23 protein-coding genes are annotated in these 23,545 nt (G+C 69.9%); 11 read left to right on the forward strand and 12 right to left on the reverse strand.

Annotated elements, in window-relative coordinates; all coding sequences use genetic code 11:
• Position 1: 1 nt before the first annotated feature.
• From accC to AC1D29_RS07745, 10 genes are all read right to left on the reverse strand, one after another.
• Positions 2-1,351 (reverse strand): acetyl-CoA carboxylase biotin carboxylase subunit, encoded by a 1,350-nt coding sequence (gene accC / locus AC1D29_RS07700; protein WP_477895813.1) that lies wholly within the window; start codon positions 1,349-1,351, stop codon positions 2-4.
• Positions 1,352-1,360: 9 nt separating this feature from the next.
• Complete coding sequence (gene accB / locus AC1D29_RS07705; protein ID WP_477896213.1) at positions 1,361-1,825, reverse strand: acetyl-CoA carboxylase biotin carboxyl carrier protein; 465 nt, start codon at positions 1,823-1,825, stop codon at positions 1,361-1,363.
• Positions 1,826-1,874: 49 nt separating this feature from the next.
• Positions 1,875-2,321, reverse strand: a complete 447-nt coding sequence (aroQ, locus tag AC1D29_RS07710) for a type II 3-dehydroquinate dehydratase (protein ID WP_477895815.1) — start codon at positions 2,319-2,321, stop codon at positions 1,875-1,877.
• Positions 2,322-2,472: 151 nt separating this feature from the next.
• Positions 2,473-2,994 carry a TlpA family protein disulfide reductase gene (locus AC1D29_RS07715; protein WP_477895817.1) on the reverse strand — a complete coding sequence of 174 codons (522 nt, stop codon included), beginning with the start codon at positions 2,992-2,994 and terminating at the stop codon, positions 2,473-2,475.
• Positions 2,991-3,575 carry a hypothetical protein gene (locus tag AC1D29_RS07720; protein WP_477895819.1) on the reverse strand — a complete coding sequence of 195 codons (585 nt, stop codon included), beginning with the start codon at positions 3,573-3,575 and terminating at the stop codon, positions 2,991-2,993. Before AC1D29_RS07720 ends, AC1D29_RS07715 begins: the two co-directional genes overlap by 4 nt.
• The gene (gene mtgA / locus AC1D29_RS07725) at positions 3,572-4,288 is read right to left on the reverse strand and encodes a monofunctional biosynthetic peptidoglycan transglycosylase (protein WP_477895821.1); all 717 of its coding nucleotides are present in this window, start codon (positions 4,286-4,288) and stop codon (positions 3,572-3,574) included. Before mtgA ends, AC1D29_RS07720 begins: the two co-directional genes overlap by 4 nt.
• Positions 4,288-5,103: a shikimate dehydrogenase gene (gene aroE, locus AC1D29_RS07730; RefSeq protein WP_477895823.1), complete on the reverse strand. Its 816-nt coding sequence runs from the start codon at positions 5,101-5,103 to the stop codon at positions 4,288-4,290. Before aroE ends, mtgA begins: the two co-directional genes overlap by 1 nt.
• Positions 5,100-5,951, reverse strand: a complete 852-nt coding sequence (locus AC1D29_RS07735) for an energy transducer TonB (protein ID WP_477895824.1) — start codon at positions 5,949-5,951, stop codon at positions 5,100-5,102. The genes aroE and AC1D29_RS07735 overlap by 4 nt, the downstream gene beginning before the upstream one ends.
• A 1-nt stretch (position 5,952) precedes the next feature.
• Entirely contained in the window at positions 5,953-7,974 is a 2,022-nt protein-coding gene (locus tag AC1D29_RS07740; protein WP_477895826.1) for a ribonuclease catalytic domain-containing protein, read from the reverse strand.
• Between the two features lie 18 nt (positions 7,975-7,992).
• A complete protein-coding gene (locus AC1D29_RS07745; RefSeq protein WP_477895828.1) occupies positions 7,993-8,583 on the reverse strand; it encodes a YqiA/YcfP family alpha/beta fold hydrolase in 591 nt (196 codons plus the stop codon).
• 123 nt (positions 8,584-8,706) lie between these two features.
• Between AC1D29_RS07745 and AC1D29_RS07750 the strand changes: the two genes are divergently transcribed.
• The 6 genes from AC1D29_RS07750 (at position 8,707) to clsB (ending at position 15,594) form a co-directional block, all read left to right on the forward strand.
• Positions 8,707-11,400: a zinc-dependent metalloprotease gene (locus tag AC1D29_RS07750; RefSeq protein ID WP_477895830.1), complete on the forward strand. Its 2,694-nt coding sequence runs from the start codon at positions 8,707-8,709 to the stop codon at positions 11,398-11,400.
• 308 nt (positions 11,401-11,708) lie between these two features.
• A complete protein-coding gene (locus AC1D29_RS07755; protein WP_477895832.1) occupies positions 11,709-12,119 on the forward strand; it encodes a PaaI family thioesterase in 411 nt (136 codons plus the stop codon).
• A gap of 124 nt (positions 12,120-12,243) precedes the next feature.
• Positions 12,244-13,041: a CsgG/HfaB family protein gene (locus AC1D29_RS07760; RefSeq protein ID WP_477895834.1), complete on the forward strand. Its 798-nt coding sequence runs from the start codon at positions 12,244-12,246 to the stop codon at positions 13,039-13,041.
• Positions 13,042-13,070: 29 nt separating this feature from the next.
• A complete protein-coding gene (nudB, locus tag AC1D29_RS07765; protein ID WP_477895836.1) occupies positions 13,071-13,547 on the forward strand; it encodes a dihydroneopterin triphosphate diphosphatase in 477 nt (158 codons plus the stop codon).
• The gene (locus tag AC1D29_RS07770; protein WP_477895838.1) at positions 13,544-14,335 is read left to right on the forward strand and encodes an endonuclease/exonuclease/phosphatase family protein; all 792 of its coding nucleotides are present in this window, start codon (positions 13,544-13,546) and stop codon (positions 14,333-14,335) included. The genes nudB and AC1D29_RS07770 overlap by 4 nt, the downstream gene beginning before the upstream one ends.
• Entirely contained in the window at positions 14,332-15,594 is a 1,263-nt protein-coding gene (clsB, locus tag AC1D29_RS07775; RefSeq protein ID WP_477895840.1) for a cardiolipin synthase ClsB, read from the forward strand. Before AC1D29_RS07770 ends, clsB begins: the two co-directional genes overlap by 4 nt.
• On the opposite strand, the gene hutH is transcribed toward clsB, so the two are convergent.
• Together hutH and hutU are read right to left on the reverse strand one after the other, a co-directional pair.
• Entirely contained in the window at positions 15,591-17,090 is a 1,500-nt protein-coding gene (gene hutH, locus AC1D29_RS07780; protein WP_477895842.1) for a histidine ammonia-lyase, read from the reverse strand. The genes clsB and hutH overlap by 4 nt on opposite strands.
• The gene (hutU, locus tag AC1D29_RS07785) at positions 17,087-18,748 is read right to left on the reverse strand and encodes a urocanate hydratase (protein WP_477895844.1); all 1,662 of its coding nucleotides are present in this window, start codon (positions 18,746-18,748) and stop codon (positions 17,087-17,089) included. Before hutU ends, hutH begins: the two co-directional genes overlap by 4 nt.
• A 66-nt stretch (positions 18,749-18,814) precedes the next feature.
• Here hutU and hutC point away from each other — a divergent pair, with 66 nt between their 5' ends.
• The 5 genes from hutC (at position 18,815) to hutF (ending at position 23,518) form a co-directional block, all read left to right on the forward strand.
• Positions 18,815-19,534, forward strand: coding sequence for a histidine utilization repressor (hutC, locus tag AC1D29_RS07790; RefSeq protein WP_477895846.1), 720 nt, complete (start codon positions 18,815-18,817; stop codon positions 19,532-19,534).
• Between the two features lie 70 nt (positions 19,535-19,604).
• A complete protein-coding gene (locus tag AC1D29_RS07795; RefSeq protein ID WP_477895848.1) occupies positions 19,605-20,153 on the forward strand; it encodes a HutD/Ves family protein in 549 nt (182 codons plus the stop codon).
• 7 nt (positions 20,154-20,160) lie between these two features.
• Complete coding sequence (gene hutI / locus AC1D29_RS07800; protein ID WP_477895850.1) at positions 20,161-21,348, forward strand: imidazolonepropionase; 1,188 nt, start codon at positions 20,161-20,163, stop codon at positions 21,346-21,348.
• Complete coding sequence (gene hutG / locus AC1D29_RS07805; protein ID WP_477895852.1) at positions 21,345-22,145, forward strand: N-formylglutamate deformylase; 801 nt, start codon at positions 21,345-21,347, stop codon at positions 22,143-22,145. Before hutI ends, hutG begins: the two co-directional genes overlap by 4 nt.
• Entirely contained in the window at positions 22,133-23,518 is a 1,386-nt protein-coding gene (gene hutF, locus AC1D29_RS07810; protein ID WP_477895854.1) for a formimidoylglutamate deiminase, read from the forward strand. Before hutG ends, hutF begins: the two co-directional genes overlap by 13 nt.
• Positions 23,519-23,545: the final 27 nt, after the last annotated feature.

Genomic DNA, 23,545 nt, shown 5'->3' on the forward strand with positions numbered 1-23,545 from the left:
CTCATCGCTTGTGGGCAGCCATCCAGCTTTCGAGGTAGTGAATCGACGTGCCGCCTTCGATGAACTTGGCGTCCGCCATCAACTCGCGGTGCAGCGGGATGTTGGTCTGTATGCCTTCAACCACCGTCTCGCTGAGTGCGATGCGCATGCGGGCCAGCGCCTGCTCGCGCGTGTCGCCGTGGACGATGATCTTGCCGATCATGGAGTCGTAGTTGGGCGGCACGAAGTAGTTCGTGTAGGCATGCGAGTCCACGCGCACGCCGGGGCCACCGGGCGCGTGCCACATCGTGATGCGGCCGGGCGAGGGGATGAACTTGACCGGGTCTTCCGCGTTGATGCGGCACTCGATGGCATGGCCCTTCAGCTCGATCTGGCGCTGCGTGAACGGCAGCTTCTCGCCCGCGGCGATCTTGATCTGCTGCTGCACGATGTCAATGCCGGTGACCATCTCGGTGACCGGGTGCTCGACCTGCACGCGCGTGTTCATCTCGATGAAGTAGAACTCGCCGTTCTCGTACAGGAACTCGAAGGTGCCGGCGCCGCGGTAACCCATCTTCTTGCAGGCGGCGGCGCAGCGGTCGCCGACCTTCTCGATCGTGCGGCGCGGGATGCCCGGTGCCGGCGCTTCCTCGATGATCTTCTGGTGGCGGCGCTGCATGGAGCAATCGCGCTCGCCCAGCCAGACGGCGTTCTTGAACGTGTCGGCCAGGATCTGGATCTCCACATGGCGCGGGTTCTCGAGGAACTTCTCCATGTAGACCTCGGGATTGCCGAAGGCCGCGCCCGCTTCCGCGCGCGTCGTCTGCACCGCGTGCACCAGCGCGGCTTCGGTGTGCACGACACGCATGCCGCGCCCGCCGCCGCCGCCGGCCGCCTTGATGATGACCGGATAGCCCACCGTGCGGGCGATCTTGATGATCTCCTTGGGGTCTTCGGGCAGCGCGCCTTCGGAGCCGGGCACGCAGGGCACGCCCGCGCGGATCATGGCCTGCTTGGCCGAGACCTTGTCGCCCATCAGGCGGATGGACTCGGGCGTCGGGCCGATGAAGGTGAAGCCGCTGCGCTCCACGCGCTCGGCGAAGTCGGCGTTCTCGGACAGGAAGCCGTAGCCGGGGTGGATGGCCTCGGCGTCGGTCACCTCGGCCGTGGCGATGATGGCCGGCATGCTGAGGTAGCTCTGCGCGGACGGCGCGGGGCCGATGCAGACGGCTTCGTCGGCCAGCTTCACATATTTGGCGTCGCGGTCGGCCTCGGAGTAGACGACGACGGACTTGATGCCGAGTTCGCGACACGCACGTTGGATGCGCAGCGCGATTTCGCCTCGGTTGGCGATGAGGACCTTCTTAAACATCGAGTGGCCTCACTCGATGATGAACAGCGGCTGTCCGAATTCGACGGCCTGGCCGTTCTCGCACAGGATCTTGGTGATCGTGCCGGTCTTGTCGGCCTCGATCTCGTTCATGATCTTCATCGCCTCGATGATGCAGATGGCCTCGCCTTCCTTGATCTGCTGGCCCACGTCGCCGAACGGCTTGGCGTTCGGGCTGGACGCGCGGTAGAAGGTGCCGACCATGGGCGACTTGACGACATGGCCGGTCTCGACGGGCGCGGCTGGTGCGGCGGCGGCGACGGGTGCGGCGACCGAGGCGGCCGCGGTCACGGCGGGCGCGGCCGGAGCGGCGGCGTAGACGGGTTGCATCGCGACGGCGGCAGCCGGGTCGGCCTTGACGATGCGGACCTTGCCATCGGCCTCGGTGATTTCCAGCTCGGAAATGTTGGATTCCGAGACGAGGTCGATCAGGGTTTTGAGCTTGCGCAGGTCCATCATGGCTCCAGGCTGTGTTGTTGTTGTGGGAGAAGAAGAGACGGCGCGCTCAGGCGCCGGCTTCCAACGATTCGAGGGCATGACGCAATGCGAGGCGGTAGCCGCTTGCGCCAAGGCCGCAGATGACGCCGACCGCCAGGTCGCTGAGGTAGCTGTGGTGGCGGAAGGCCTCGCGGCGATGGATGTTCGACAGGTGGACTTCGATGAAGGGCAAGGCCACGCCGGCCAGCGCGTCGCGGATGGCCACGCTGGTGTGGGTGTAGGCCGCCGGATTGATGAGGATGAAGCGCGTGCCATCGCTGCGCGCGGCCTGGATGCGATCGACCAGGGCGCCTTCGTGGTTGCTCTGGAAGCTGACCAGGGTAGCACCCGCTTCTGCGGCGATCGCGCTCAGTTCGGCATCGATCTGGGCCAGGGTCTGCGCGCCGTAGACCTCGGGCTCGCGGGTGCCAAGCAGGTTGAGGTTGGGGCCATGCAGGACGAGAACTTGCATCAAACACGTGCCGGCACGCTGGACACCAGGGTCTAGAGGGCCGCCACTAAATTGAGGAAGGGCGAACTTTAAGCGTTTTGGCGCCGGATTCCCCACCGGATAGGGGTTTTTCTGGGCCGAGGTCGCCCGAACGCCGATTCGGCGCCGGATCGCCTCAGGAGGCAGCCAAAGCGCGCAGGTCTTCCAGCCGGCTGACGCCCATGCGGCGCCAGCTGATCTCGCCGGTCTCGTCGAAGACGACCGAGAACGGCAGGCCGCCGGCCGCATTGCCCAGCTCCCGCACCAGCGACAGACCTTCCGGACCCGCCAGCGCGACGGCGAAGTCCAGCGGCGTCTTCTGCAGGAAGGCCTTGACCGGCTCGGCTTGGTCCACCGCCAGCCCCAGCACCTGCCAACCCTTGGCCTTGGCTTCCTTGTAGAACTGGTTGATCTCCGGCAGCTCCTTCACGCACGGCGGGCACCACGTGGCCCAGAAGTTGACGAGCAGGGGCTTGCCGCGCCAGCGGGCGACGGCGACGTCAGTGCCATCCAGGCCGGGGAAGCGCCTGGCCCAGAAGGCCTGGGCCACGGCCGAGGCAGCCGGTGGGTTCAGGCGCCGCCAGGCGAACGACGCGCCCAAAGCGGCGGCGCCGAGACCGGCGCCGGCCAGCATGAGGCGGCGTGTGACAGGGCTCATTCGGTCTCCAGCAAGGTTTGCAATGCGGCCAGGTCGCCGCGTTCGGCCTGGCCGCGCGCGCCCGGCTTGAGGGCGCCGCGCAGGTCGTCGAAGTCCAGGATGGTCAGGCACAGCGTGACCTGCTCGCCCAAGGCGGGGCAGGGCACGTCGAGGATCAGCATGTCCACCGCCCGGCCTTTGCCGCCCGTCGTCTCGGCCACGTCGAAGCTGACGCCGCGGTCCAGCAGCGCGATCTCGGCCGCCTTGCTGTCGTCGCAGTAGAGCTGCAGGTGCACGTTGGACAGCCGGGTCGCCGTGCCGCGCCAGACGGCGCCGGTCACGTGCGGGCGGAACTCGGCCAGGCGCGCCATCCAGACGGCGGCCAGTTCGCGCAGCTCGCGCAGTTCGGCCGGCTGGGTGTCGGCATGGAAAATGGCGATGTGCTCGCGCACGGCGTCCTCGACCTCGTCGTTGCCCGGCAGCGCGGCGCGCGGTGCGCCCAGGTCGCGGGCGGCGCGCTGCTTGGCGGCGCCCCAGTCCATGCCTTCGTCGACGATGAGGCGGGCGGCGGCGGCGGCGATCTCTTCGCTGATGTCGCTCATGGCACTTGGGCGCTCGTCATGCGGTTGACGATGAGGCCGGCCCGGCCCATCACATAGGCCGACCCCGGCTGGCGCTCGAAGCGCTTGGGCGCCGGCAGCATCACCGCCAGCCGCGCGGCTTCGAAATTGCCCAGGCGCGACACGTCCGTGTGGAAGTAGTGGCGCGCCGCGGCCTGCGCGCCGAACAGGCCTTCGCCCCATTCGACGCTGTTCAGGTATATCTCCAGGATGCGGCGCTTGTCCAGCAGCGCCTCCAGCATCAGCGTGATGATCAGCTCCTGGCCCTTGCGCAGCAGCGTGCGCTCGCCGGACAGGAACAGGTTCTTGGCCAGCTGCTGCGTGATCGTCGAGCCGCCGATGACCTTGGCCACCGGCTTGCCGCGCGCCTCGGCGCGGGCCTGCGCCTTCTCGTTCTTCTTCCAGGCGCCCTTCAACGCGTCCCAGTCGACGCCGCCATGCTCGGCAAAGGAATCGTCCTCGCTGGCGACGACGGCGCGCTTCAGCGTCCTGGGCAGTTGCTCGTCGTCCACCCAGGCCTGCGCCCAGGCGACCTGCTGCTTTTCCTTCAGCAGCCGGATGGCCTCGCTGCGCTGGAAGCTGGTCGATTGCGGCGCGATGAAACGCATCATCAGGATGCGGCCGGCAAACCAGAGCTGCAGGCACAGCGTGGCCAGCACCAGCACGGCGATCAGTCGGCCGATGTGGCGCAGCATCACAGCGCCGCCCTCAACGCCGCCAGCACCGGCGTCGTGTCCGGCCGCACGCCGCGCCAGAAGAAAAAGGCCTCGGCCGCCTGCTCGATGAGCATGCCCAACCCGTCGCGCGGCTCGGCGCCGTGGGCGGCGGCCCAGTCTAGAAAGCCTTGCGCCTTGGGGCCGTACATCATGTCCAGCGCCAGGCTGCCTGGCTTCAGCACGCGGGCGTCCACGGGCGCGGCGGCGCCGGCCAGGCTGGTGCTGGTGGCGTTGACGACGATGTCCTGCGCGGCCGGGGCATCAACCAAGGTGCCGGCAGACAAAGGCACGCCCAGGTGGGCGTGGCTGACGACCAGCGCGTGGGCCTTGTCCACCGTGCGGTTGACGACGGTGATCTGCGCCGGCCCGGCTGCAATCAGGCTGCCCAGCACGCCCGCCGCGGCACCGCCGGCGCCCACCAGCAGCACCTGCAGGCCGGCCAGCGAGCGGCCGGCGTTGCGCTGGATGTCGTTGACCAGCCCGGCGCCATCCGTGTTGTCGCCGGTCCAGCCGCCGGCGTCGAAGCGCAGCGCGTTGACGGCGCCGCCCAACTGCGCGCGTTCGGTGCGCACGGCGGCGAGCGCAAAGGCGTCGAACTTGAACGGCACGGTGATGTTGCAGCCCTTGGCGCCCGCGGCGGCGAAGGCGCGCAGCGTGGCTTCGAAGCCATCCAGCGGCGCCAGCAGCCGCTCGTAGACCAGGCTCTGCCCGGTCTGCTCGGCAAACATCGCGTGAATGGCCGGCGAGCGGCTGTGCTCGACAGGGTTGCCGACCACGGCGTACTTGTCTGTCATGGTTGCCCCGTCAAAGTCGTTTCCAGTCCTTCGTCGCGCGTGAACTTGAAGCGCGACGTGATGACCAGCACCTCGGCGCCGCGCAGCATGTCCTTGCTGAAGTTGCCGAAGGGCGAGGCCGCCTGCACGATGGCGATGGCGCGGCGGTCCAGCGTCGGGTTGCCGCTGGAGGCCACAACCTCGGTCTCGATGACGCGGCCCTTGTGGTCGATGTGGATGTTCATCGTCAGCTCGCCGTACAGCTTCTTGCCGCGCGCTTCCGGGAAGTCGCGCGTGCCGCGCTCCTCGATGCGGCGGCGCAGGCTGTCGTAGTACTGCGCGTAGACGACCTCGCGCGTGGACGGGCTGATGTAGCGCTTGCGCGGCCGCGCGCTTTCCTCATTGACGCGCTTCTCGATCTCGGCCAGCTGGTCCACCAGTTGGCGCCGCTTTTCGGCCTGGGCTCGCTCGGCCTCGTCGGCCTTCTCGCGCTTGGGGTCAGGCGGCGGCAGCAGCGCGATGTCGCGGCGCAGCTGCGTCAGCAGTTGCTGCTGCTGCTCCTGCAGCTGCGTGACCTGCGTGTGCTGCACCTCGGCCGCGTCGCCCACCTCGCTGCGTTTGGCGGGCGGCAGCGGCGACGTCGCCCGGCCGGTCTCCTGGTTGCCGCCGCCGGCCAGGTTGGCCTGGGCCAGCGCCGTGGCCTTGGTCGGCGCCTCGTTGGAGCGCGTGTTGACGAGCACCACCTCCAGTGGCGTGTCCTGGAAGATGCGGTTGAAGGCCTCCGGCGCGGCGATGCGCAGGCTCAGCAGTGCCGCATGCACGCCGAGCGAAAACGCGAGCGCGATCTGCAGCGTGCTCGGGCGGCGCATCTCAGCTCTGGGCGTCGGCCGGCTCGGCCTCGTTGACGTCGATGGCCAGCGCAATCGGCGCCGCGGCGGCCTCGAGATCGTCGTCTTCGGCTTCGGCCTCTTCCGTCGCGACCGGTTCGTCCAGGCGCTCGATCAGCGAGGCATGCACGTCCAGCGTCATCTCGTCCAGACCCGTGATGCGTACCTTCACATGGCTGCCGCGCGGCAGGTTCTCGCAGCCCAGCGCCTTGAAGACCAGCGGCAGGTCGTCTGCCCGCACCAGGCCTTCCTTCATGACGGTCGCGGTCAGCTCGGTGGTGCCGTTCTGCTGCAGCCAGCGCAGCGTCCAGAACCGCTCGATGCCGTTCTGGAAGCCGTTGTAGGCGGCATAAGCCGACTCGAAGCCCGAGATGATGGAGAACAGCTGCGCGTCCTTGGGCTTGAACGGCGCGGCGAGTGCCGCCGTGCGGCCGTGGCGGGCGCAGGCAATGATTTGCCACTGGTTGACCAGGTCCACGTAGCGGCGCAGCGGCGACGTGGCCCAGGTGTATTGCGCCACACCCATGCCGGCGTGCGGCAAGGCCTTCACGCCCATGCGCACCTTGATGCCGGGCGCCAGGCTCGCCTGGCTGCGGTAGATGCCGGGCAGGCCCAGCTCCGCCAGCCAGCCGCCCCAGGCGGAGTTGGCCAGGATCATGGCCTCGGCGACGATCAGGTCCAGTGAGCTGCCGCGGGCGCGCACGCCGATCTCGACGGACTCGCTGCCGTTGGGCGCTTCCATGCGCTCGCCGACGAGGCGGAAGTTGTAGTCGGGCCGGTTGAAGTTCTCCGGCTTGCCGCGCACCACCTCGCGCTGCGCCTTCAGGTGCTTGGCCAGCCGCCAGGTGAAGGCCAGCTCGGGCGCGAAGGCGTAGTCGGCTGGCGCTTCGCCGGACAGCGTCGCGTCGGTGACGATGCCGTCCAGCTTGTCGTGGCGCAGGTTGGCGGCGATGTGCACGCGCTCCAGCTTCGTTTCCCGGGTCTTGATCTCGAACGTGGCCTCGTCCATCGTGAAGTAGATGGACACCGCCGGGCAGTCGCGGCCCTCGATCAGCGTGTAGGCCTGCACGACGTCGTCGGGCAGCATGGTCAGCTTCCAGCCCGGCATGTAGACGGTGGACAGGCGCTCGCGGGCGACCTTGTCGACGGCCGAGTCCGGCGTGATGGCGAGGCCCGGCGCGGCGATGTGCACGCCGAAGGTGACCGTGCCGGTGCCCAGGCCTTGCACCGACAGCGCATCGTCAATCTCGGTGGTCTGCGAGTCGTCGATGGAAAAGGCCTGCGCGGGCGACAGCGCCAGGTCGTCCTTGATCTCCGGCGCCGTCAGCGCCGGGAAGCCGGCACCCTTGGGGAAGTTCTCGAACAGGAAGCGCTTCCAGTGGAACTGGTAGGGGCTGGTGATGGCACCGGCCGACTGCAACAGGTCCAGCGGCGCCTTGTGCGCGAGCTTGCTGGCCTCGACGACAGCTTTGTATTCCGGGCCGTTCTTGTCGGGCTTGAAGAGGATCTTGTAGATCTGGTCCTGGATGGGCGCGGGGCAGGTGCCTGCCGCCAGCTCTTGCGCCCAGCCCTCGATCTGCAGCTGCTGCTGACGCTTGCGCTCGATGCCCAGCAGCGCGGCCTTGACCGTCTCCTCGGGCGCCTTCTTGAACTGACCCTTGCCGGCGCGGCGGAAGTAGTGCGGCGCGTCGAACAGGCGCAGCAGCGCGGCGGCCTGCTGCACGACACCCGCCTTGGCGTCGAAGTAGTCCCGCGCCAGGTCGGCAAAGCCGAACTCGCCTTCAGGCGCGAACTCCCAGGCCAGGTCGAGATCGATGTCGTCGGCCAGCGCGCGGGCTTCGCTCAGCAGCACGGCGGGCGCCGGCTTCTCGAACTTCAGCAGCACATTGGCGGCCTTGACCTTGACTCGCTTGCCCGAGTCCAGCTCGACCTGCAGCGAGGCGTCGGCCTCAGACATCACCCGGCCGGCGTGAAATTTCCCGGCGTCATCAAACAGCGCAAACATAGGAGGGGGATTGTCGCCTCACCCTTCAAGGTGCTTGAGCAGGCCGGGCAGATGGGCTTCGAAGTCCGTGAGGCCATGGTCGCTGCCTTCCAGCACCTCGCCGTCGCAGCCGGCGTAGCGGGCCAGCATCTCGCGCCAGTCCAGCAGCTCGTCGCCCTTGGCGATCAGCGCGTAATAGCGCAGCGGCCGCGTCAGCCGGGCCGGCGGCGCCAGCGCGGCCAGTTCGGCCACATGCTGAGCCGTGAAGTCGAACTTCAGCTCGGGGTCGTGCCAGGCCGTCTGCGGGCCAATGTGGCGCGACAGGTCGCGCGCCGGGTCGACGGCCGGGTTCAGCACCACGGCACGCCAGCCGCGGTGGGCCGGCTGCTCAGCCAGCGCGGTGGCATAGAAGCCCCCGAGCGAGCTGCCGATGACGGCCGCGCCGGAGGCCGGCCAGCCGGCGACCAGGCCGGCCACCAGGGTCATCGCGTCCAGCGGCGATGGCGGCAGCTGCGGGCAGGCGAAGGTCAGGCCGGGCTGAGCGGCGGCCCAGGCGGCCATGCGGCGGGCCTTGGCGGAAACCGGCGACGAGCGGAAACCATGCAGATAGATCAGATGCGTAAGCGCCATGACGGAAGTTTTTGCGTGAATTTATGCAACCCCGCGACGGGGGAGGGCTCCGATTGACGCCAGTGTCGCTGCCCGCCACAGTGACGCCCTTTTCGTTTCCTTCGGACACACCCCATGATCCCGATGTCCCGTACAGCCCTGGCGTCCGCGGCGCTGCTCGTGCTGGCCGCTGCCGCCCAAGCCCAGACCCCGCCCGCGCCGAATGGCGCGGCTTCGGCTGCCGCCGGCGCCGCCTCCGCGCCCGGTGCCTCCCCCGCCCGCCCGCCCGCCGACCCGACCGCGCCCAAGCCCTTCGCCGACATCATCAAGGGCGCCAAGGAGCAGCCCGGCCTGTTCCCGGTCTGGCGCAAGGACGAGAAGGTCTGGATCGAGATCCCCAAGGAAGCCTTCAACAAGCCCTTCCTGTTCAGCGTCAACGTCGCCAACTCCGTCGGCGAGCGCGGCCTGTACGCCAGCCAGATGCTGGGCGACGAGCTGGCCGAATGGCGCCGTGTCGGCAACCAGGTGCAGCTGATCGCGCTGAACACCAAGTTCCGCACCGACAACGCCTCCAGCAAGCTGGCCATCGAGCAGGCCTTCTCGCCCAGCCTGATCGCCGGCGGCCCGGTCGCCAGCGCCGACCACCCGGACCGCAAGTCCGTGCTGGTGGACGCCGGTGCCTTCCTGCTGGGTGACATCCCCGGCTACTCGACGCGCCTGGAGATGGCCTACCGCCTGCCCTACGCGCCCGATCGCGCCAACTCCTTCATCGAGTCCAGCCGCGTCGACGCGCAGATCACGACGCTGACCTCGCGCGTGCACTTCGCCACGCCGCGCATCCCCGCGCCGCCGCTGGTGCCGGCCCCCGTGCCCGTGCCGACGCCGCCGCAGGCCACGCCCGACCCGCGCTCGATGTTCTTCAGCTTCGTCTACAGCTTCCGCGCGCTGCCCGAGGCGCCGGCCGCCGTTCGCCATGCCGACCCGCGCCTGGGTCATTTCATGGAGAGCTACAGCGACCTGGGCAATGACCTGAAGGCCAACCCGCGCGTGCACATGATCGCCCGCTGGCGCCTGGAGAAGAAGGACCCGAGCGCGGCGCTGTCCGAGCCGGTGCAGCCCATCACCTACTGGATGGACAAGAACATCCCCACCAAGTACCGCGAGGCCGTCAAGGCCGGCATCGTCGAGTGGAACAAGGCCTTCGAGAAGATCGGCTTCAAGGATGCCGTCGTCGCCAAGCAGCAGCCCGACGACGCCGACTGGGACAACATGGACTCGACGCACGCGTCCATCCGCTGGTTCACCGGCTCGGACGTGGGCTTTGCCATCGGCCCGAGCAACCGTGACCCGCGCACCGGCGAAATCCTGGACGCCGATATCGGCATGAGCGACGTCTTCGGCCGCGGCTCGCGCCGCCTGGCCACGGACGACGTGGTGGGCCAGCACGGCCACGACCACGGCAGCAGCTGGATGGGCGAGCGCAGCCAGACCGCGCTGACCGAGCAGCAGTGTTCCTACATGGCCGACCAGGCCAGCGAGTTCGGCTTCGCGCTGGATTTGCTGGCGCTGCGGGGCGAAGCAGAGGGCATGGACATGAACGGCCCCGAGGCCGAGGCGTTGGCCCAGGCCGTCATCAAGGACGTGGTCATGCACGAGGTCGGCCACACGCTGGGCCTCAAGCACAACTTCAAGTCGTCCACCACCGTCACCCAGGCCCAGCTCAAGGACAAGGCCTGGACCGAGGCGCATGGCATCTCCAACTCGGTGATGGACTACAACGCCTACAACCTGCCGCTGAAGGGCGAGGCCAAGTCCAGCCTGACCAACACCACGCTGGGCGCCTACGACTATTGGGCCATCGAGTACGCCTACAAGCCCATCGCCGCCGACCAGGAAGCCGCGGAACTCGCCAAGATCGCCGCGCGCTCCACCGAGCCGCTGCTGGCCTACGGCGACGACTTCGACCAGGGCGTGGGCGGCCCCTACGACGGCTTCGACCCGCGCACCAACCAGCGCGACCTGGGTGACGACCCGCTGGCCTACGCCAGGAAGCGCCTCAAGCTCAGCCAGGAGCTGTGGGAGCGTGTGCAGACCCGCAAGCCCGAGGCCGGCGAAGACCCGCTGCGCAGCCGCCGCTCGGTGGCCGAGTCCTTCCGCCAACTGGGCATGACGGCCAACAACGTCAGCAAGTACGTCGGCGGCATGCAGGCCGAACGCATCGTGCCGGGCGTCACGCCTGGGCAGGCTTTCAAGCCGGTCGACAACGCGCAGCAACGCGACGCGCTGCGCTTCATCGCCAGCGGCCTGCTGTCCAGCGACTCGTTCAAGTTCCGCCCCGAGTTCCTCGTGACGCAGGGTGTCGACTACAACGAATGGGACCGCGGCCTGCCGCTGTCCATCCCCGACGGCGTCAGTGCGCTGCAGGGTCGCGTGCTGGACCGGCTGATGTCGCCCAACACCGCGCGCCGCCTGATCGAGCAGGGCAGCTACCTGCCCGAGGCGCAGCGCAAGGGCGCGGTGTCGCTGAGCGAGGTCTACGCCACGCTGCAGGGCGCCATCTTCAGCGAGCTGAAGAGCGGCACCGAGATCGACCGCATGCGCCGCAGCCTGCAGCGCGAGTACCTGAAGCGCCTGCAAGCCCAGCTGAACCGCTCGGCCAACGGCGCCACGGTCTATGCCGACGCGTTCTCCATGGCCCGCTACCACGCCAGCCAGCTGGCCAACGAGCTGCGCACGGCATCCAGCAAGCCGGGCCTGTCCGTTGAGACGCGCGCCCACCTGGCCGAGTCGCTGGACCTGCTCAACGGCATGCTGAAGGCAACGATGACGCGCACCTGATCCCGCTGCGCTTCATGCAAGAGGCCGGCAGCGATGCCGGCTTTTTTCTTGTCACTGGCGTGAAGCCCCTCGTCCAAGGAGTACCTTGGCCGGTCTTGCAGACCGCGCCGCGGCTTGCGCCGCAGCCCTTCGGCAGGCACAACGCGCCCACTGGGCGCGCCGTGTCCGGCCTCAGCCCCCGTGGGGACGGCGATGCTTGCCGGCTCAACCGGCAAGCACATCGCCTCAGGCGGGCCGGCTTGGGAGCGGCCCGGCGCTCGGCCCGCAGGTTTCCTGCGTCTACGATAGCCAGCCACGAGGAGGAGCCCATGCCCGACAGCGCGCAATTCAACCAGTTCGGTGCCAAGCACCTGCCGGGCTATCTCGGCATCGTCATCACCCACGTCGAAGGCAGCGAAATCCACGCCGAGCTGGCCGTGCGCCAGGAACTGATGGCGCCCAACGGCTTCCTGCATGCCGGCAGCATCGTCACGCTGGCCGACACCTGCGCCGGCTATGGCTGCGTGGCCAACCTGCCGGAAGGCGCGGTCGGATTCACGACCGTGGAGCTGAAGTCCAACCATCTGGGCACCGCCCGCGAGGGCAGCATCGCCTGCGTGGCCAAGGCCGTGCACCTGGGCCGCACGACACAGGTCTGGGACGCGGTCGTCACGCACAAGGACACCGGCAAGACCATGGCCTTGTTCCGCTGCACGCAGATGGTGCTGTACGGCAAGTGAGGCCGGGTGGGCGCCCCTCGGCCCCGTGGACAGGGGGAGGCTTGTGTCCTTGTCCCACGTTCTAGGGCCAGCCCGGCCCGAGGGGCGCGCGAGACTCGCGCCTCGCTTCCCCGAGGTTTTGCCGATGAATGCCCGCCTGCTGTTCGCTGTTCCCGTCTTCGCGCTGCTCGCCGCTTGCGGCAAGTCGTCCACCTCGCTGGGCGAGGGCGGCTCGGTCATCTCCGGCTCGGCCGGGCCGGCCGGCGCCCACAAGGCCAGCCGCGAGCTGGTGAAGTGCGACGCGCCGGTCGCCACGCTGGCGCTGATCGAGAACCCCAACGGCTACGCCTATTCCAGCAGTTACCAGCTGCCGTCCAGCCCCGTGCCGCTGGTGCGCCTGCTGGCCCAGCAGAGCGGGTGCTTCCGCGTCGTCGACCGCTCGGCGGGCCTGAAGGCCACCGTGCGCGAGCAGGAGCTCAAGGACGCCGGCATCCTGCGCCAGCAGGGCAACACGGTCGCCAAGGGCAAGGGCTATGAGGCCCAGTACAGCCTGACGCCCAGCCTCACCTTCAGCGAGCAGGACGCCGGCCGCCAGATCGGCGGCATCCTGCAGGCCATCCCCTACCTGAACAAGCTGGTCGGCGCGGCCGAGCAGGTTAAGCTCAAACAGGCCCAGGCCGCGCTGCTGCTGACCGACAACGAGACCACCGAGCAGATCGCCGCGGCGACGGGCTCGGTCGAGGTGGCCGACCTGGGCGTGGGCGGCGCCATCGTCGGCAAGCTGGGCGGCGCGGGTGGCGCCGGCTGGAGCAATTCCAACGAGGGCAAGGTCATCGCCGCCGCCTTCATGGATGCGCACAACCAGCTCGTCGCGCAGGTGCGCGAACTGCAGGCCAAGGAACTGCCGCCGGAAGTCGCCAGGCGCAAGACCCAGGGCGGGTGAGCCCGGCCGGCCAGGGCTATGCTGACGCCATGCCCTCGGCCAAGCCCTTCAAGATCCCCGAATCGGTCCTCGTCGTCATCCACACGGCGGACCTGCAGGTGCTGCTGATCGAGCGCGCCGACCACCCCGGCTTCTGGCAGAGCGTGACCGGCTCCAAGGACCGCCTCGACGAGGCGCCGGCCGAGACCGCGCGCCGCGAGGTGCTGGAGGAAACCGGCTTCGACATCGCCGCCGTGGGCGGTGAGCTGCGCGACTGGCACCTCGCCAATGTTTACGAGATTTACCCGCACTGGCGTCACCGCTACGCGCCCGGCGTCACGCGCAACACCGAACACGTCTTCGGCCTACAACTGCCATCGGCGTTGACGCCAAGGCTCGCGCCGCGCGAGCATCTATCGTGGCTGTGGTTGCCCTGGCATGAAGCAGCCGACCGCTGCTTCTCCCCGTCCAACGCCGAGGCGGTGCTGCAACTGCCTCGCTTCAGCGCCGCTACATCGATGCCATGAGATCCGTCGCCCGCCCCACCCCCCACCCGCCCGGCGCCGTGCTGCGCGTGGCGACCTACAACATCCACAAGGGCGTGCGCGGCCTCGGGCCCGCCAAGCGGCTGGAGATCCACAACCTGCAGATGGGCGTCGAGGCGCTGGACGCCGACCTTGTCTGCCTGCAGGAGGTGCGGCTCTTTCACCACCGCGAGGCGGCGCATTTCGACCGCACCTGGTTCGGCTGGCCCGAAAAGGGCCAGGCCGAGTTCCTCGCGCCCGAGGGTTACGAGGTGGCCTACCGGACCAACGCGATCACCAAGGGCGGCGAGCACGGCAACGCGCTGCTGTCGCGCTGGCCCATCGGCGACATCGGCCACCACGACGTGTCCGATCATTCCTTCGAGCAGCGCGGCCTGCTGCATGTGCCGGTGCTGTGGCAGGGCACGCAGGTGCATGTGGTCGTGGCGCATTTCGGCTTGATCCATTCCAGCCGCATGCGCCAGGTCGAGCGGCTCGCGGCCTTCGTGCGCGAGCATGTGCCGTCGGGCGACCCCGTGCTCGTCGCCGGCGACTTCAACGACTGGGGCGAGCGGCTGGACGTGTCCATGCGCGGCCACGGCCTGAAGCGCGCGCAGTCGCCGCACACGCGCGGGCGCGCCGCCACCTTCCCGTCACGCCTGCCGGTGTTCGCGCTGGATCGCGTCTACCTGCGCGGCCTGAAATGCACCGGCGTGCAGGTGCCGCGCGGCCCAACCTGGGCGCGCATGTCCGACCACCTGCCCCTGGTCGTCGAGCTGGCCTTGGAATGAGGCGTCTCGGGTCGCGGCGGCGCGGGCGCTACCAGCCCGTCGACACCGGCTTCGTCGGCGGCAACGAGATCGACCTGCTGCGCGGCGGCGACCAGCTGTTCCCGAGCATGCACGCGGCCATCCTGCGCGCGCGCCGGGAGGTCTGGCTGGCAACCTACATCTTTCATCACGACGCGACCTCGCTGGCCCTGGCCGACGCGCTGCTGGCGGCGGACCGGCGCGGCGTGCGCGTGCGCGTGGTCGTCGACGGCTTCGGCAGCAACGCCAGCCTCGCGGCGCTGCGCGAGCGCTTTGCCGGCAGCGGCGTGGCGCTGGCGGTGTTCCGGCCCATGGACCGCTTGTGGCATTGGTTCCAGCGCGGCCAGCTGCGCCGCCTGCACCAGAAGCTCTGCGTCGTCGACAACGAGCTGGCCTTCGTCGGCGGCATCAACGTCATCGACGACCGCCTGGACATGCGCCATGGCCTCAGTGAGCTGCCGCGGCTGGACTTCGCCGTGCAGGTCGGCGGCGGCCTGGTGGACCTGGTCGCCCACAGCGTGCGCTCGATCTGGTCACGCGCCTGGCTGGGGCGGGACTTTGACGATGCACTGCTGGACTATGTGCCCCTGCGCCGCCGCTTCAGCCTGTGGCTGACCCAGCTCTGGCGTGGCCCGCAGCGTCTGCCCGAGCCGTCGTCGCGCCTGCCGCCCGTCTGCGCCGCCTTCGTGTTGCGCGACAACCTGCGCCGCCGCCGCACCATCGAGCATGCTTATGCCGACGCCATCCGCAACGCGCGCCACAGCGTCGACATCGTCTGTCCCTACTTCTACCCGGGCCAGCGCATCCGCCACGCGCTGCGCGGCGCGGCCGACCGTGGCGTGCGCGTGCGCCTGCTGCTGCAGGGCAAGCTGGACTACCGCATCGCCGGCTGGGCGGCGGAGGCGCTCTACGCCGATCTGCTCCGCCACGGCATCGAGATCTACGAATACACGCCGGCCTTCCTGCACGCCAAGGTTGCCGTCGTCGATGACGACTGGGCCACGGTCGGCAGCTCCAACATCGACCCGCTGTCGCTGCTGGTCAACCTGGAGGCCAACGTCGTCGTGCTGGACCGCAGCTTCGCGACCCGGCTCGCCGCCGAGATCGAAGCCGCGCTGGCCGTGTCCGAGCGTGTCGGCGCCGCTGCAGGCAAGGGCCTGCGCGCGTGGCTGCACCGCGCGGTCGTGGTGTGGTTCGCCTACGTCTTCCTGCGTGTGGCCGGGGCTGCCGGGCGGTACTAGAAAGCCGGCCCCTGCTGTGCCTTCAGCACGCCCGCCTGCACCAGTGCCGCGGCGCGCTCGATGTCGGGCGCCAGGTAGTGGTCGGCCGGGCTGCTGGCGCAGTCGGCGCGCAGCCGCGTGTGCAGCGCCTCCACTGGCGCCGAGCTCTGCAGCGGGCGCAGGAAGTCGATGCCTTGCGCGGCGGCCAGCATCTCGATGGCGACGATGTGGGCCGTGTTGTCCAGCATCGCGTGCAGCCGGCGCGCGGCGAAGGTGGCCATGGAGACATGGTCCTCCTGGTTGGCGCTGGTCGGCAGGCTGTCGACACTGGCCGGGTGGGCCAGGCTCTTGTTCTCGCTGGCCAGCGCCGCGGCCGTCACGTGGGCGATCATGAAGCCGCTGTGCAGGCCGGCGTCGGCCGTCAGGAAGGGCGGCAGGCGCGAGATGCCCGGGTCGATCAGCATCGCGATGCGGCGCTCGGCGATGGCGCCGACCTCGGCGATGGCCAGCGCCAGGTTGTCGGCCGCGAAGGCCACCGGCTCGGCATGGAAGTTGCCGCCCGACAGCATCACGTCGTCGAACACCAGCGGGTTGTCGGTCACCGCATTGGCCTCGCGCACCAGCACCTGGGCGGTGTGGCGCGCCTGGTCCAGGCAGGCGCCCATGACCTGGGGCTGGCAGCGCAGGCAGTACGGGTCTTGCACGCGCTCGTCGCCCTCGCGATGGCTGGCGCGGATCGCGCTGCCGGCCAGTAGCTCGCGGTAGATGCCGGCGACCTCGATCTGCCCGGGCTGGCCGCGCACCTGGTGGATGCGGTCGTCGAACGGGCCGTCACTGCCGCGCGCGGCGTCCAGCGTCATCGCGCCGCTGGCCAGCGCCGTGGCGAACAAACCCTCGAAGCGCAGCAGCGCGTGCAGCGCCAGCGCCGTGCTGGCCTGCGTGCCATTGATCAGCGCCAGGCCCTCTTTGGCGGCCAGCGTCAGCGGCTGCAACTCCAGCCGCGCGAGTTCGTCGCGGGCCGGGATGCGCTTGCCGGCGACCAGCGCCTCGCCTTCGCCCATCAGCGCCAGCGTCAGGTGGGCGAGCGGCGCCAGGTCGCCGCTCGCGCCGACGGAGCCCTGGCAGGGCACGTAGGGGATGAAGCCGGCGTTAAATGCGTCCAGGAGCGCCTGCACGACGTCGCGGCGCACGCCCGAGAAGCCGCGCGCCAGGCTGCCGGCCTTGGTCGCCAGCATCAGCCGCACGACTTCGGGTGACATCGGCGCGCCCACGCCCACCGCGTGGCTGCGGATCAGGTTCAACTGCAGCGCAGCGAGCTGGTCCTTGGCGATGCGCGTGCTGGCCAGCTTGCCGAAGCCGGTGTTGACGCCGTAGACCGGCGCGTCGCCCGCGGCGGCGGCAGCCACCAGCGCGGCGCTCTTGTCGACCGGTGCCCAGTCGTCGAGCTGCAGCTCGGCGCGGCCGGCGGCGATGTCGGCGAGTTGGTCCAGCGTGAGTTGTCCGGGGATGAGTTTCATAGCGAGGGCAGGTTCAGTTCGTTCTTGGTGGCGCAGGCGACGGCCGACTCGTAGCCGGCGTCGGCATGGCGCATGACGCCGGTGGCGGGGTCGTTCCACAGCACGCGCGAGATGCGCTTGGCGGCGGCCTCCGTGCCGTCGCAGACGATGACGACGCCGGAATGCTGGGAGTAGCCCATGCCCACGCCGCCGCCATGGTGCAGCGACACCCAGGTCGCGCCGCCGGCGGTGTTCAGCAGCGCGTTCAGCAGCGGCCAGTCGGACACGGCGTCCGAGCCGTCCTTCATGCCTTCGGTCTCGCGGTTGGGGCTGGCGACGGAGCCGCTGTCCAGATGGTCGCGACCGATGACGATGGGCGCCTTCAGCTCGCCGCGCTTGACCATCTCGTTGAAGGCCAGGCCGGCGAGGTGGCGCTCGCCCAGGCCCAGCCAGCAGATGCGCGCCGGCAGGCCCTGGAAGGCGATGCGCTCGGCGGCCATGTCCAGCCAGCGGTGCAGCGCCTCGTGCATGGGGAACAGCTCCTTGAGCTTGGCGTCGGTCTTGCGGATGTCTTCGGGGTCGCCCGACAGCGCCACCCAGCGGAACGGGCCCTTGCCCTCGCAGAACAGCGGCCGCACATAGGCGGGCACGAAGCCGGGGAAGTCGAAGGCATTGGCCACGCCTTGGTCCTTGGCGACCTGGCGGATGTTGTTGCCGTAGTCCACCGTCGGGATGCCTTGGGCCTTGAACGCCAGCATGGCCTTGACGTGCGTCGCGCAGCCGGCAGCCGCGGCGGCTTTCAGCTCGGCGTGGCGGGCGGGGTCGGCGGCAGCGGCCTTCCATTGCTCGACGCGCCAGCCGGGCGGGCAGTAGCCGTGGATGAGGTCGTGGGCGCTGGTCTGGTCGGTGACGAGATCGGGTTTCACGCCGCGCTTCGCCAGTTCGGGCAGCACCTCGGCGGCATTGCCCAGCAACGCGACGGACACCGCGCGGCCGGCTTCGGTGTGGGCCTTGATGCGGGCCAGCGCGTCGTCCAGGTCGGTGGCTTGCTCGTCCACGTAGCGCGTTTTCAGCCGGAAGTCGATGCGGCTCTGCTGGCACTCGATGTTCAGCGAGCAGAAGCCCGCGAACGTGGCGGCCAGCGGCTGCGCGCCGCCCATGCCGCCCAGGCCGGCAGTCAGCACCCAGCGGCCCTTGGCGACGCCGCCGTAGTGCTGGCGGGCTGCTTCGACAAAGGTCTCGTAGGTGCCCTGCACGATGCCTTGGCTGCCGATGTAGATCCAGCTGCCAGCCGTCATCTGGCCGTACATCATCAGGCCCTTGCGGTCCAGCTCATGGAAGTGCTCCCACGTCGACCAGGCGGGCACGAGGTTGGAGTTGGCCAGCAGCACGCGCGGCGCATCAACATGGGTGCGGAACACGCCCACCGGCTTGCCCGACTGGATCAGCAGCGTCTCGTCGTCACCCAGCTCGCGCAGCGCCTGGCAGATGGCGTCGAAGGCGTCCCAGTTGCGCGCGGCCTTGCCGATGCCGCCGTAAACGACCAGCGCGTCCGGGTTCTCGGCCACGGCGGGGTCGAGGTTGTTCTGCAGCATGCGGTAGGCGGCCTCGGTCAGCCAGCTCTTGCAGCTGAGCTGGGTGCCGGTGGGGGCTTTGACAGGGCGGGGCAGGGCGGTCATGCGGTTCTCCGGAAAGTGGCGCGAACTCTAGTTGTCTATACAAGTCAAGTCAACTAGGATGGCCGCATGTCCCGAGCCGCCGTCAGCCCCGAACCCCAGTACCTCAAGGTCAAGAACCATCTGCGTGAAGGCATCTCCAGCGGCCACTGGGTGGTGGGTGACCTGCTGCCCAGCGAAGGCGCGCTGGTGGGGCAGTTCGAGGTCAGCCGCATGACGGTGAACCGTGCGCTGCGCGAGCTGGTGCAGGAGGGGCTGATCGAGCGCGTGCAAGGCGTGGGCAGCTTCGTCGCGCAGCTGCATCGCATCTCGTCGACGCTGAACGTGCGCGACGTGCACGAGGAGATCGCCGAGCGCGGCGGCAGCCACGAGGCGCGCGTGCATGCGCTGACCCGGGGCAAAGCCACGCCGCAGCAGGCCGCCGAGCTGGGCCTCAAACGCGGCGCGCCGGTCTACCTGAGCCTGATCACGCATCTGGAGAACGGCGTCGTCATCCAGTGCGAGGAACGGGCCGTCAACCCGGCCTGCGCGCCGGACTATCTTTCACAGGATTTCACGCGCATCACGCCGACGCATTACCTGCTGGACGTGGCGCCGCTGTCCGAGGCGCGCTACATGATCGAGGCGGCGCTGCCCGGCGAGGTCGAGGCCAAGCTGCTGGGCATCAACCGGCGCGACCCTTGCCTGGTTGTCAAGCGCATCACCTACAGCCGCGGCGTGGCCGTAACCAGCGTGAAACTGACCCACCCCGGGGTACGTTACCAATTGCAAGGGAGCTTCTCGGCATGACCACCGCAGCCCTGAGCTGCGGAGAATGCGCAGTTGCCCGCAGAGCGGGGCCTAGTGCGAGGTTGAGAACATGAGTTGGAGCAAGGTCAGCGCGGCAGACGTGGATCCGCAGGCCTGGAAGAACAAGGGCGGCATGACGCGCGAGTTGCTCGCCTGGCCGCATGCGCATGACTGGGCGCTGCGCATCAGCGTCGCGCGCGTCGAGCGCGACGGGCCGTTCTCGGCCTTCCCCGGCGTGCACCGCTGGCTGGCCGTGGTCGGCGGCGCGGGGCTGCGCCTGTTCGACTGGCCGCAGAGCCTGGGCGACGAGCCGCTGCGCTTCGATGGCGGCCTGGCGCCCGACGCGGAGCTGATCAAGGGCGAGACCGAGGTCTTCAACGTGATGGAACGGCGCGGCAACCTGGAGGTCGAGCCGGCCAGCCATGTGCTGCTGCCGCGCACGCCCTGGGTGGCGCTGTTCACCGTCGAGGGCGGCCTGTTGGAGCATGGCCACCGCGCGATGCCGCTGGCGCCGCTGACGCTGGCCTGGTGCGAGACGCCGGCCGCGCAGAGCTGCGTGTTCACGGGACCCGACGCGACCAGCAGCCATGCCTGGTGGCTGACCTGGAGCGGCGAGTGAGGGGCGCATGAAGCTCTGGCGCGGGGGCCTTCTGGCCACGCTGGCCGGCGACAGCGGCTGGGGGCTCATCGAGGATGGCGCGCTGCTGGTGGACGACGGCCTGTTGCGCTGGGTCGGGCCGGTGGCGGAGCTGCCGCCGCAAGCCGCTGGCGCGGAGGTCGTGGCGCTGGATGGCGCCCTCGTCACGCCCGGCCTGGTCGACTGCCACACCCACCTGGTCTATGGCGGCAGCCGCGCCCATGAGTTCGAGCAGCGCCTGCATGGCGCCAGCTACGCCGACATCGCCAAGGCCGGCGGCGGCATCCGCTCCACGGTGGCCGCGACGCGCGCCGCCAGCGAGGCCGAGCTGCTGGCCAGCGCGACCAAACGCGCCCAGGCGCTGATGCTTGAGGGCGTGACGACGCTGGAGGTCAAGTCGGGTTACGGCCTGGACGCCGCGACCGAGGCGCGCATGTTGCGCGTCGCACGCCAGCTGACCGGCCTGGGCCTGACCGTGCGCACGACCTATCTCGGTGCTCATGCACTGCCGCCCGAGTTCGCCGATGCCGACGATTACATCGCCGCCGTCTGCCTGTGGCTGCCGGACCTGGTCGAGGCGGGCCTCGTCGATGCGGTGGACGCCTTCTGCGAGCACATCGCCTTCAGCCCGGCCCAGGTCGCCCGAGTGTTCGACGCCGCCCGGCGGCTGGGCCTGCCCGTCAAGCTGCATGCCGAGCAGTTGAGCGACCAGGGCGGTGCCCAGCTCGCGGCCAGTCACCAGGCGCTGTCCTGCGACCACCTCGAGTTCCTCAGCCCCGCCGGCGTGCAGGCCATGGCCCAGGCCGGCACGGTGGCCGTGCTGCTGCCCGGCGCCTTCTATGCGCTGCGCGAAACCATGCTGCCGCCCATTGCCGCGCTGCGCGAGGCCGGCGTGCCCATCGCCATCGCCACCGACCACAACCCCGGCAGCTCGCCCACGCTGTCGCCGCTGCTGATGCTGAACATGGCCTGCGTGCTGTTCCGGTTGACGCCCGAGGAAGCGCTGCGCGGCCTGACCGTCAACGGCGCCCGCGCGCTGGGCCTGGCGGACCGCGGCCAGCTCGTGGCCGGCCAGCGGGCGGACTTCTGCATCTGGGATAGCGCCCACCCGCGCGAGCTGGCAGCATGCTTTGGGCATAACCCGCTGACAAAGCGGGTGTTTCAGGGAGAAGCATGAGCGTCTATCGTCTTCAGCAGGGCCAGGCGCCGCTGCTGATCAGCCTGCCGCATGTCGGCACCGAGATCCCGCCGGAGATCGCCGAACGCCTGGTGCCGCGCGCGCTGATCAGCGAGGACAGCGACTGGCATCTGGAACGCCTGTACCGGCCGCTGGCCGAGCAGCTCGGCGCCAGCCTCATCGTGCCGCGCTACAGCCGCTACGTCGTCGACCTGAACCGGCCGCCCGACGACCAGCCGCTGTATCCGGGCGCTGCCGGCGGCACCGGCCTGGTGCCCACGCGCTTCTTCACCGACGACCCGCTGTACGTCGACGGTGCCGAACCCGACGCGGCCGGCATCGCCGCGCGACGCGAGGCCTATTGGCAGCCGTATCACCAGGCACTGGCGGCCGAGCTGGCGCGGCTGCGCGAGCTGCACGGCCACGCGCTGCTGTTCGACGGCCACAGCATCCGCTCCGAACTGCCCTGGCTGTTCGAGGGCGAGCTGCCGGCGCTGAACCTCGGCACGGCGGACGGCGCGTCCTGCGCGCCGATCATCACCGAGCGGCTGGGCGCGCTGCTGGCCGGCCAGCAGCGGTTCAGCCAGGTCATCAACGGCCGCTTCAAGGGCGGCTACATCACGCGCCACTACGGCCAGCCGCAAGGCGGCGTGCACGCCGTGCAGCTGGAGATGTGCCAGCGCTGCTACATGGACGAGGCGCTGGACCCGCGGTCTGCCTATGACGAAGCCGGCGCCGCGCAGGTGGCGCCGCTGATCGAACAGATGTTGAAAGAGATGCTGGCATGGCGGCCCTGAAAAAACTGCACGCGCCCCTGGCCTGGATCGATGGCCGCTGGCAGCGCGACGTGCTGCTGACCGTGGACGCCAGCGGCCACTGGTCCGATATCGCCGTCAACCTGCCCGCGCCGCCCGACGCCGAGAAGCTGGCCGGGCCGGTCATCCCCAGCCTCGTCAACGCGCACAGCCATGCGTTCCAGCGCGCCTTCGTGGGCCTGGCCGAGCGGCGCGAGGCCGGCCAGGACGACTTCTGGAGCTGGCGCGACCGCATGTACTCGCTGGCGCTGCGCATCTCGCCGCAGCAGCTGCGCGCGGTGGCCAGCCAGCTGTACGGCGAGATGCTGCGCGGCGGCTACACGCAGGTCTGCGAGTTTCACTACCTGCACCATGCGGCCGAGGGCCAGGCCTTCGACGACGAGCTGGACATGGCCTGGGCGCTGGCCGCGGCCGCCGAGGACGTGGGCATCGGCCTGACGCTGCTGCCCGTGGTCTACACGCGCAGCGGCTTCGACGCCGCCGGCCTGCGGCCTGACCAGCACCGCTTCGCCGCCGATGCCGACTGGGCCTGGCGGGCCTGCCAGCGCGTGATGGCCGCCGGCCTGCCGCGCGTGAACGCCGGCGTGGCCTTGCACTCGCTGCGCGGCGCGGCGCCGGCCGACATCCTGCGGCTGCGCGAACTCGTCGGCGCGGCCGACCTGCCCATCCACATCCACATCGCCGAGCAGACCGCCGAGGTGGCCGACTGCCTGGCCGCCACGGCCAAGCGCCCGCTGCAGTGGCTGGCCGACGCGGGTCATCTGGACCCGCGCTGGCAGCTGGTGCACGCCACCCATGCCGAGCCCGCCGAGATCGAGGCCGTGGCGCTCAGCGGCGCGGGCATCGTCATCTGCCCGGGCACCGAGGCCAACCTCGGCGACGGCCTGGCCGACCTGCCGCGCTGGCTGTCCAACGGCGTGCCGCTGACGGTGGGCTCGGACAGCCAGGTCACGCGCGGCTGGGTGGAGGAGCTGCGCTGGCTGGAGTACGGCCAGCGCCTGGCCTTGCGCCAGCGCAACATCGCCTCTGCACCGGGCAGCCAGCCGTCCAGCGCGGCGCGGCTGTTCGACGCGGCCGTGGCGGGCGGCGCCCGTGCGGCCGGCTTTGCGGCCTGGGGCCTGACGCCCGGCGCCCGTGCCGACGCGCTGGTGCTGAACCGCGACGCCGACGCGCTGCGCGGCCTGCCCGACGAGGCGCTGCTGGACGCCGTCGTCTTCGGCAGCAACGGTTCGCCCTGGCAATCGGTCTGGGTGGCCGGCCGCGCGCGGCCCTGGCGGGCGCCGCAGCGCGTGGGCGACGCCTTCGAGGCGGCCATGCGCGAGCTGTGGCAGCCGGACGGGGACCTGCAAGGCTGAGGCTTGGCGAGGCCCCTGCAAAGGACT

The sequence above is a fragment of the Roseateles sp. P1_C6 genome (assembly GCF_056406315.1).

What these genes read in the sequence shown, in the direction of transcription:
- hutU (WP_477895844.1), bottom strand. Translation starts at nt 18,748, where the DNA reads ATGACCGCCCTGCCCCGCCCTGTCAAAGCCCCCACCGGCACCCAGCTC.
- AC1D29_RS07740 (WP_477895826.1), bottom strand. Translation starts at nt 7,974, where the DNA reads ATGTTTGCGCTGTTTGATGACGCCGGGAAATTTCACGCCGGCCGGGTG.
- AC1D29_RS07720 (WP_477895819.1), bottom strand. Translation starts at nt 3,575, where the DNA reads ATGAGCGACATCAGCGAAGAGATCGCCGCCGCCGCCGCCCGCCTCATC.
- mtgA (WP_477895821.1), bottom strand. Translation starts at nt 4,288, where the DNA reads ATGCTGCGCCACATCGGCCGACTGATCGCCGTGCTGGTGCTGGCCACG.
- AC1D29_RS07760 (WP_477895834.1), top strand. Translation starts at nt 12,244, where the DNA reads ATGAATGCCCGCCTGCTGTTCGCTGTTCCCGTCTTCGCGCTGCTCGCC.
- accB (WP_477896213.1), bottom strand. Translation starts at nt 1,825, where the DNA reads ATGGACCTGCGCAAGCTCAAAACCCTGATCGACCTCGTCTCGGAATCC.
- AC1D29_RS07715 (WP_477895817.1), bottom strand. Translation starts at nt 2,994, where the DNA reads ATGAGCCCTGTCACACGCCGCCTCATGCTGGCCGGCGCCGGTCTCGGC.
- AC1D29_RS07735 (WP_477895824.1), bottom strand. Translation starts at nt 5,951, where the DNA reads ATGCGCCGCCCGAGCACGCTGCAGATCGCGCTCGCGTTTTCGCTCGGC.
- clsB (WP_477895840.1), top strand. Translation starts at nt 14,332, where the DNA reads ATGAGGCGTCTCGGGTCGCGGCGGCGCGGGCGCTACCAGCCCGTCGAC.
- nudB (WP_477895836.1), top strand. Translation starts at nt 13,071, where the DNA reads ATGCCCTCGGCCAAGCCCTTCAAGATCCCCGAATCGGTCCTCGTCGTC.
- AC1D29_RS07750 (WP_477895830.1), top strand. Translation starts at nt 8,707, where the DNA reads ATGTCCCGTACAGCCCTGGCGTCCGCGGCGCTGCTCGTGCTGGCCGCT.
- AC1D29_RS07795 (WP_477895848.1), top strand. Translation starts at nt 19,605, where the DNA reads ATGAGTTGGAGCAAGGTCAGCGCGGCAGACGTGGATCCGCAGGCCTGG.
- AC1D29_RS07755 (WP_477895832.1), top strand. Translation starts at nt 11,709, where the DNA reads ATGCCCGACAGCGCGCAATTCAACCAGTTCGGTGCCAAGCACCTGCCG.
- AC1D29_RS07745 (WP_477895828.1), bottom strand. Translation starts at nt 8,583, where the DNA reads ATGGCGCTTACGCATCTGATCTATCTGCATGGTTTCCGCTCGTCGCCG.
- hutF (WP_477895854.1), top strand. Translation starts at nt 22,133, where the DNA reads ATGGCGGCCCTGAAAAAACTGCACGCGCCCCTGGCCTGGATCGATGGC.
- hutC (WP_477895846.1), top strand. Translation starts at nt 18,815, where the DNA reads ATGTCCCGAGCCGCCGTCAGCCCCGAACCCCAGTACCTCAAGGTCAAG.
- accC (WP_477895813.1), bottom strand. Translation starts at nt 1,351, where the DNA reads ATGTTTAAGAAGGTCCTCATCGCCAACCGAGGCGAAATCGCGCTGCGC.
- AC1D29_RS07770 (WP_477895838.1), top strand. Translation starts at nt 13,544, where the DNA reads ATGAGATCCGTCGCCCGCCCCACCCCCCACCCGCCCGGCGCCGTGCTG.
- aroE (WP_477895823.1), bottom strand. Translation starts at nt 5,103, where the DNA reads ATGACAGACAAGTACGCCGTGGTCGGCAACCCTGTCGAGCACAGCCGC.
- hutG (WP_477895852.1), top strand. Translation starts at nt 21,345, where the DNA reads ATGAGCGTCTATCGTCTTCAGCAGGGCCAGGCGCCGCTGCTGATCAGC.
- hutI (WP_477895850.1), top strand. Translation starts at nt 20,161, where the DNA reads ATGAAGCTCTGGCGCGGGGGCCTTCTGGCCACGCTGGCCGGCGACAGC.
- hutH (WP_477895842.1), bottom strand. Translation starts at nt 17,090, where the DNA reads ATGAAACTCATCCCCGGACAACTCACGCTGGACCAACTCGCCGACATC.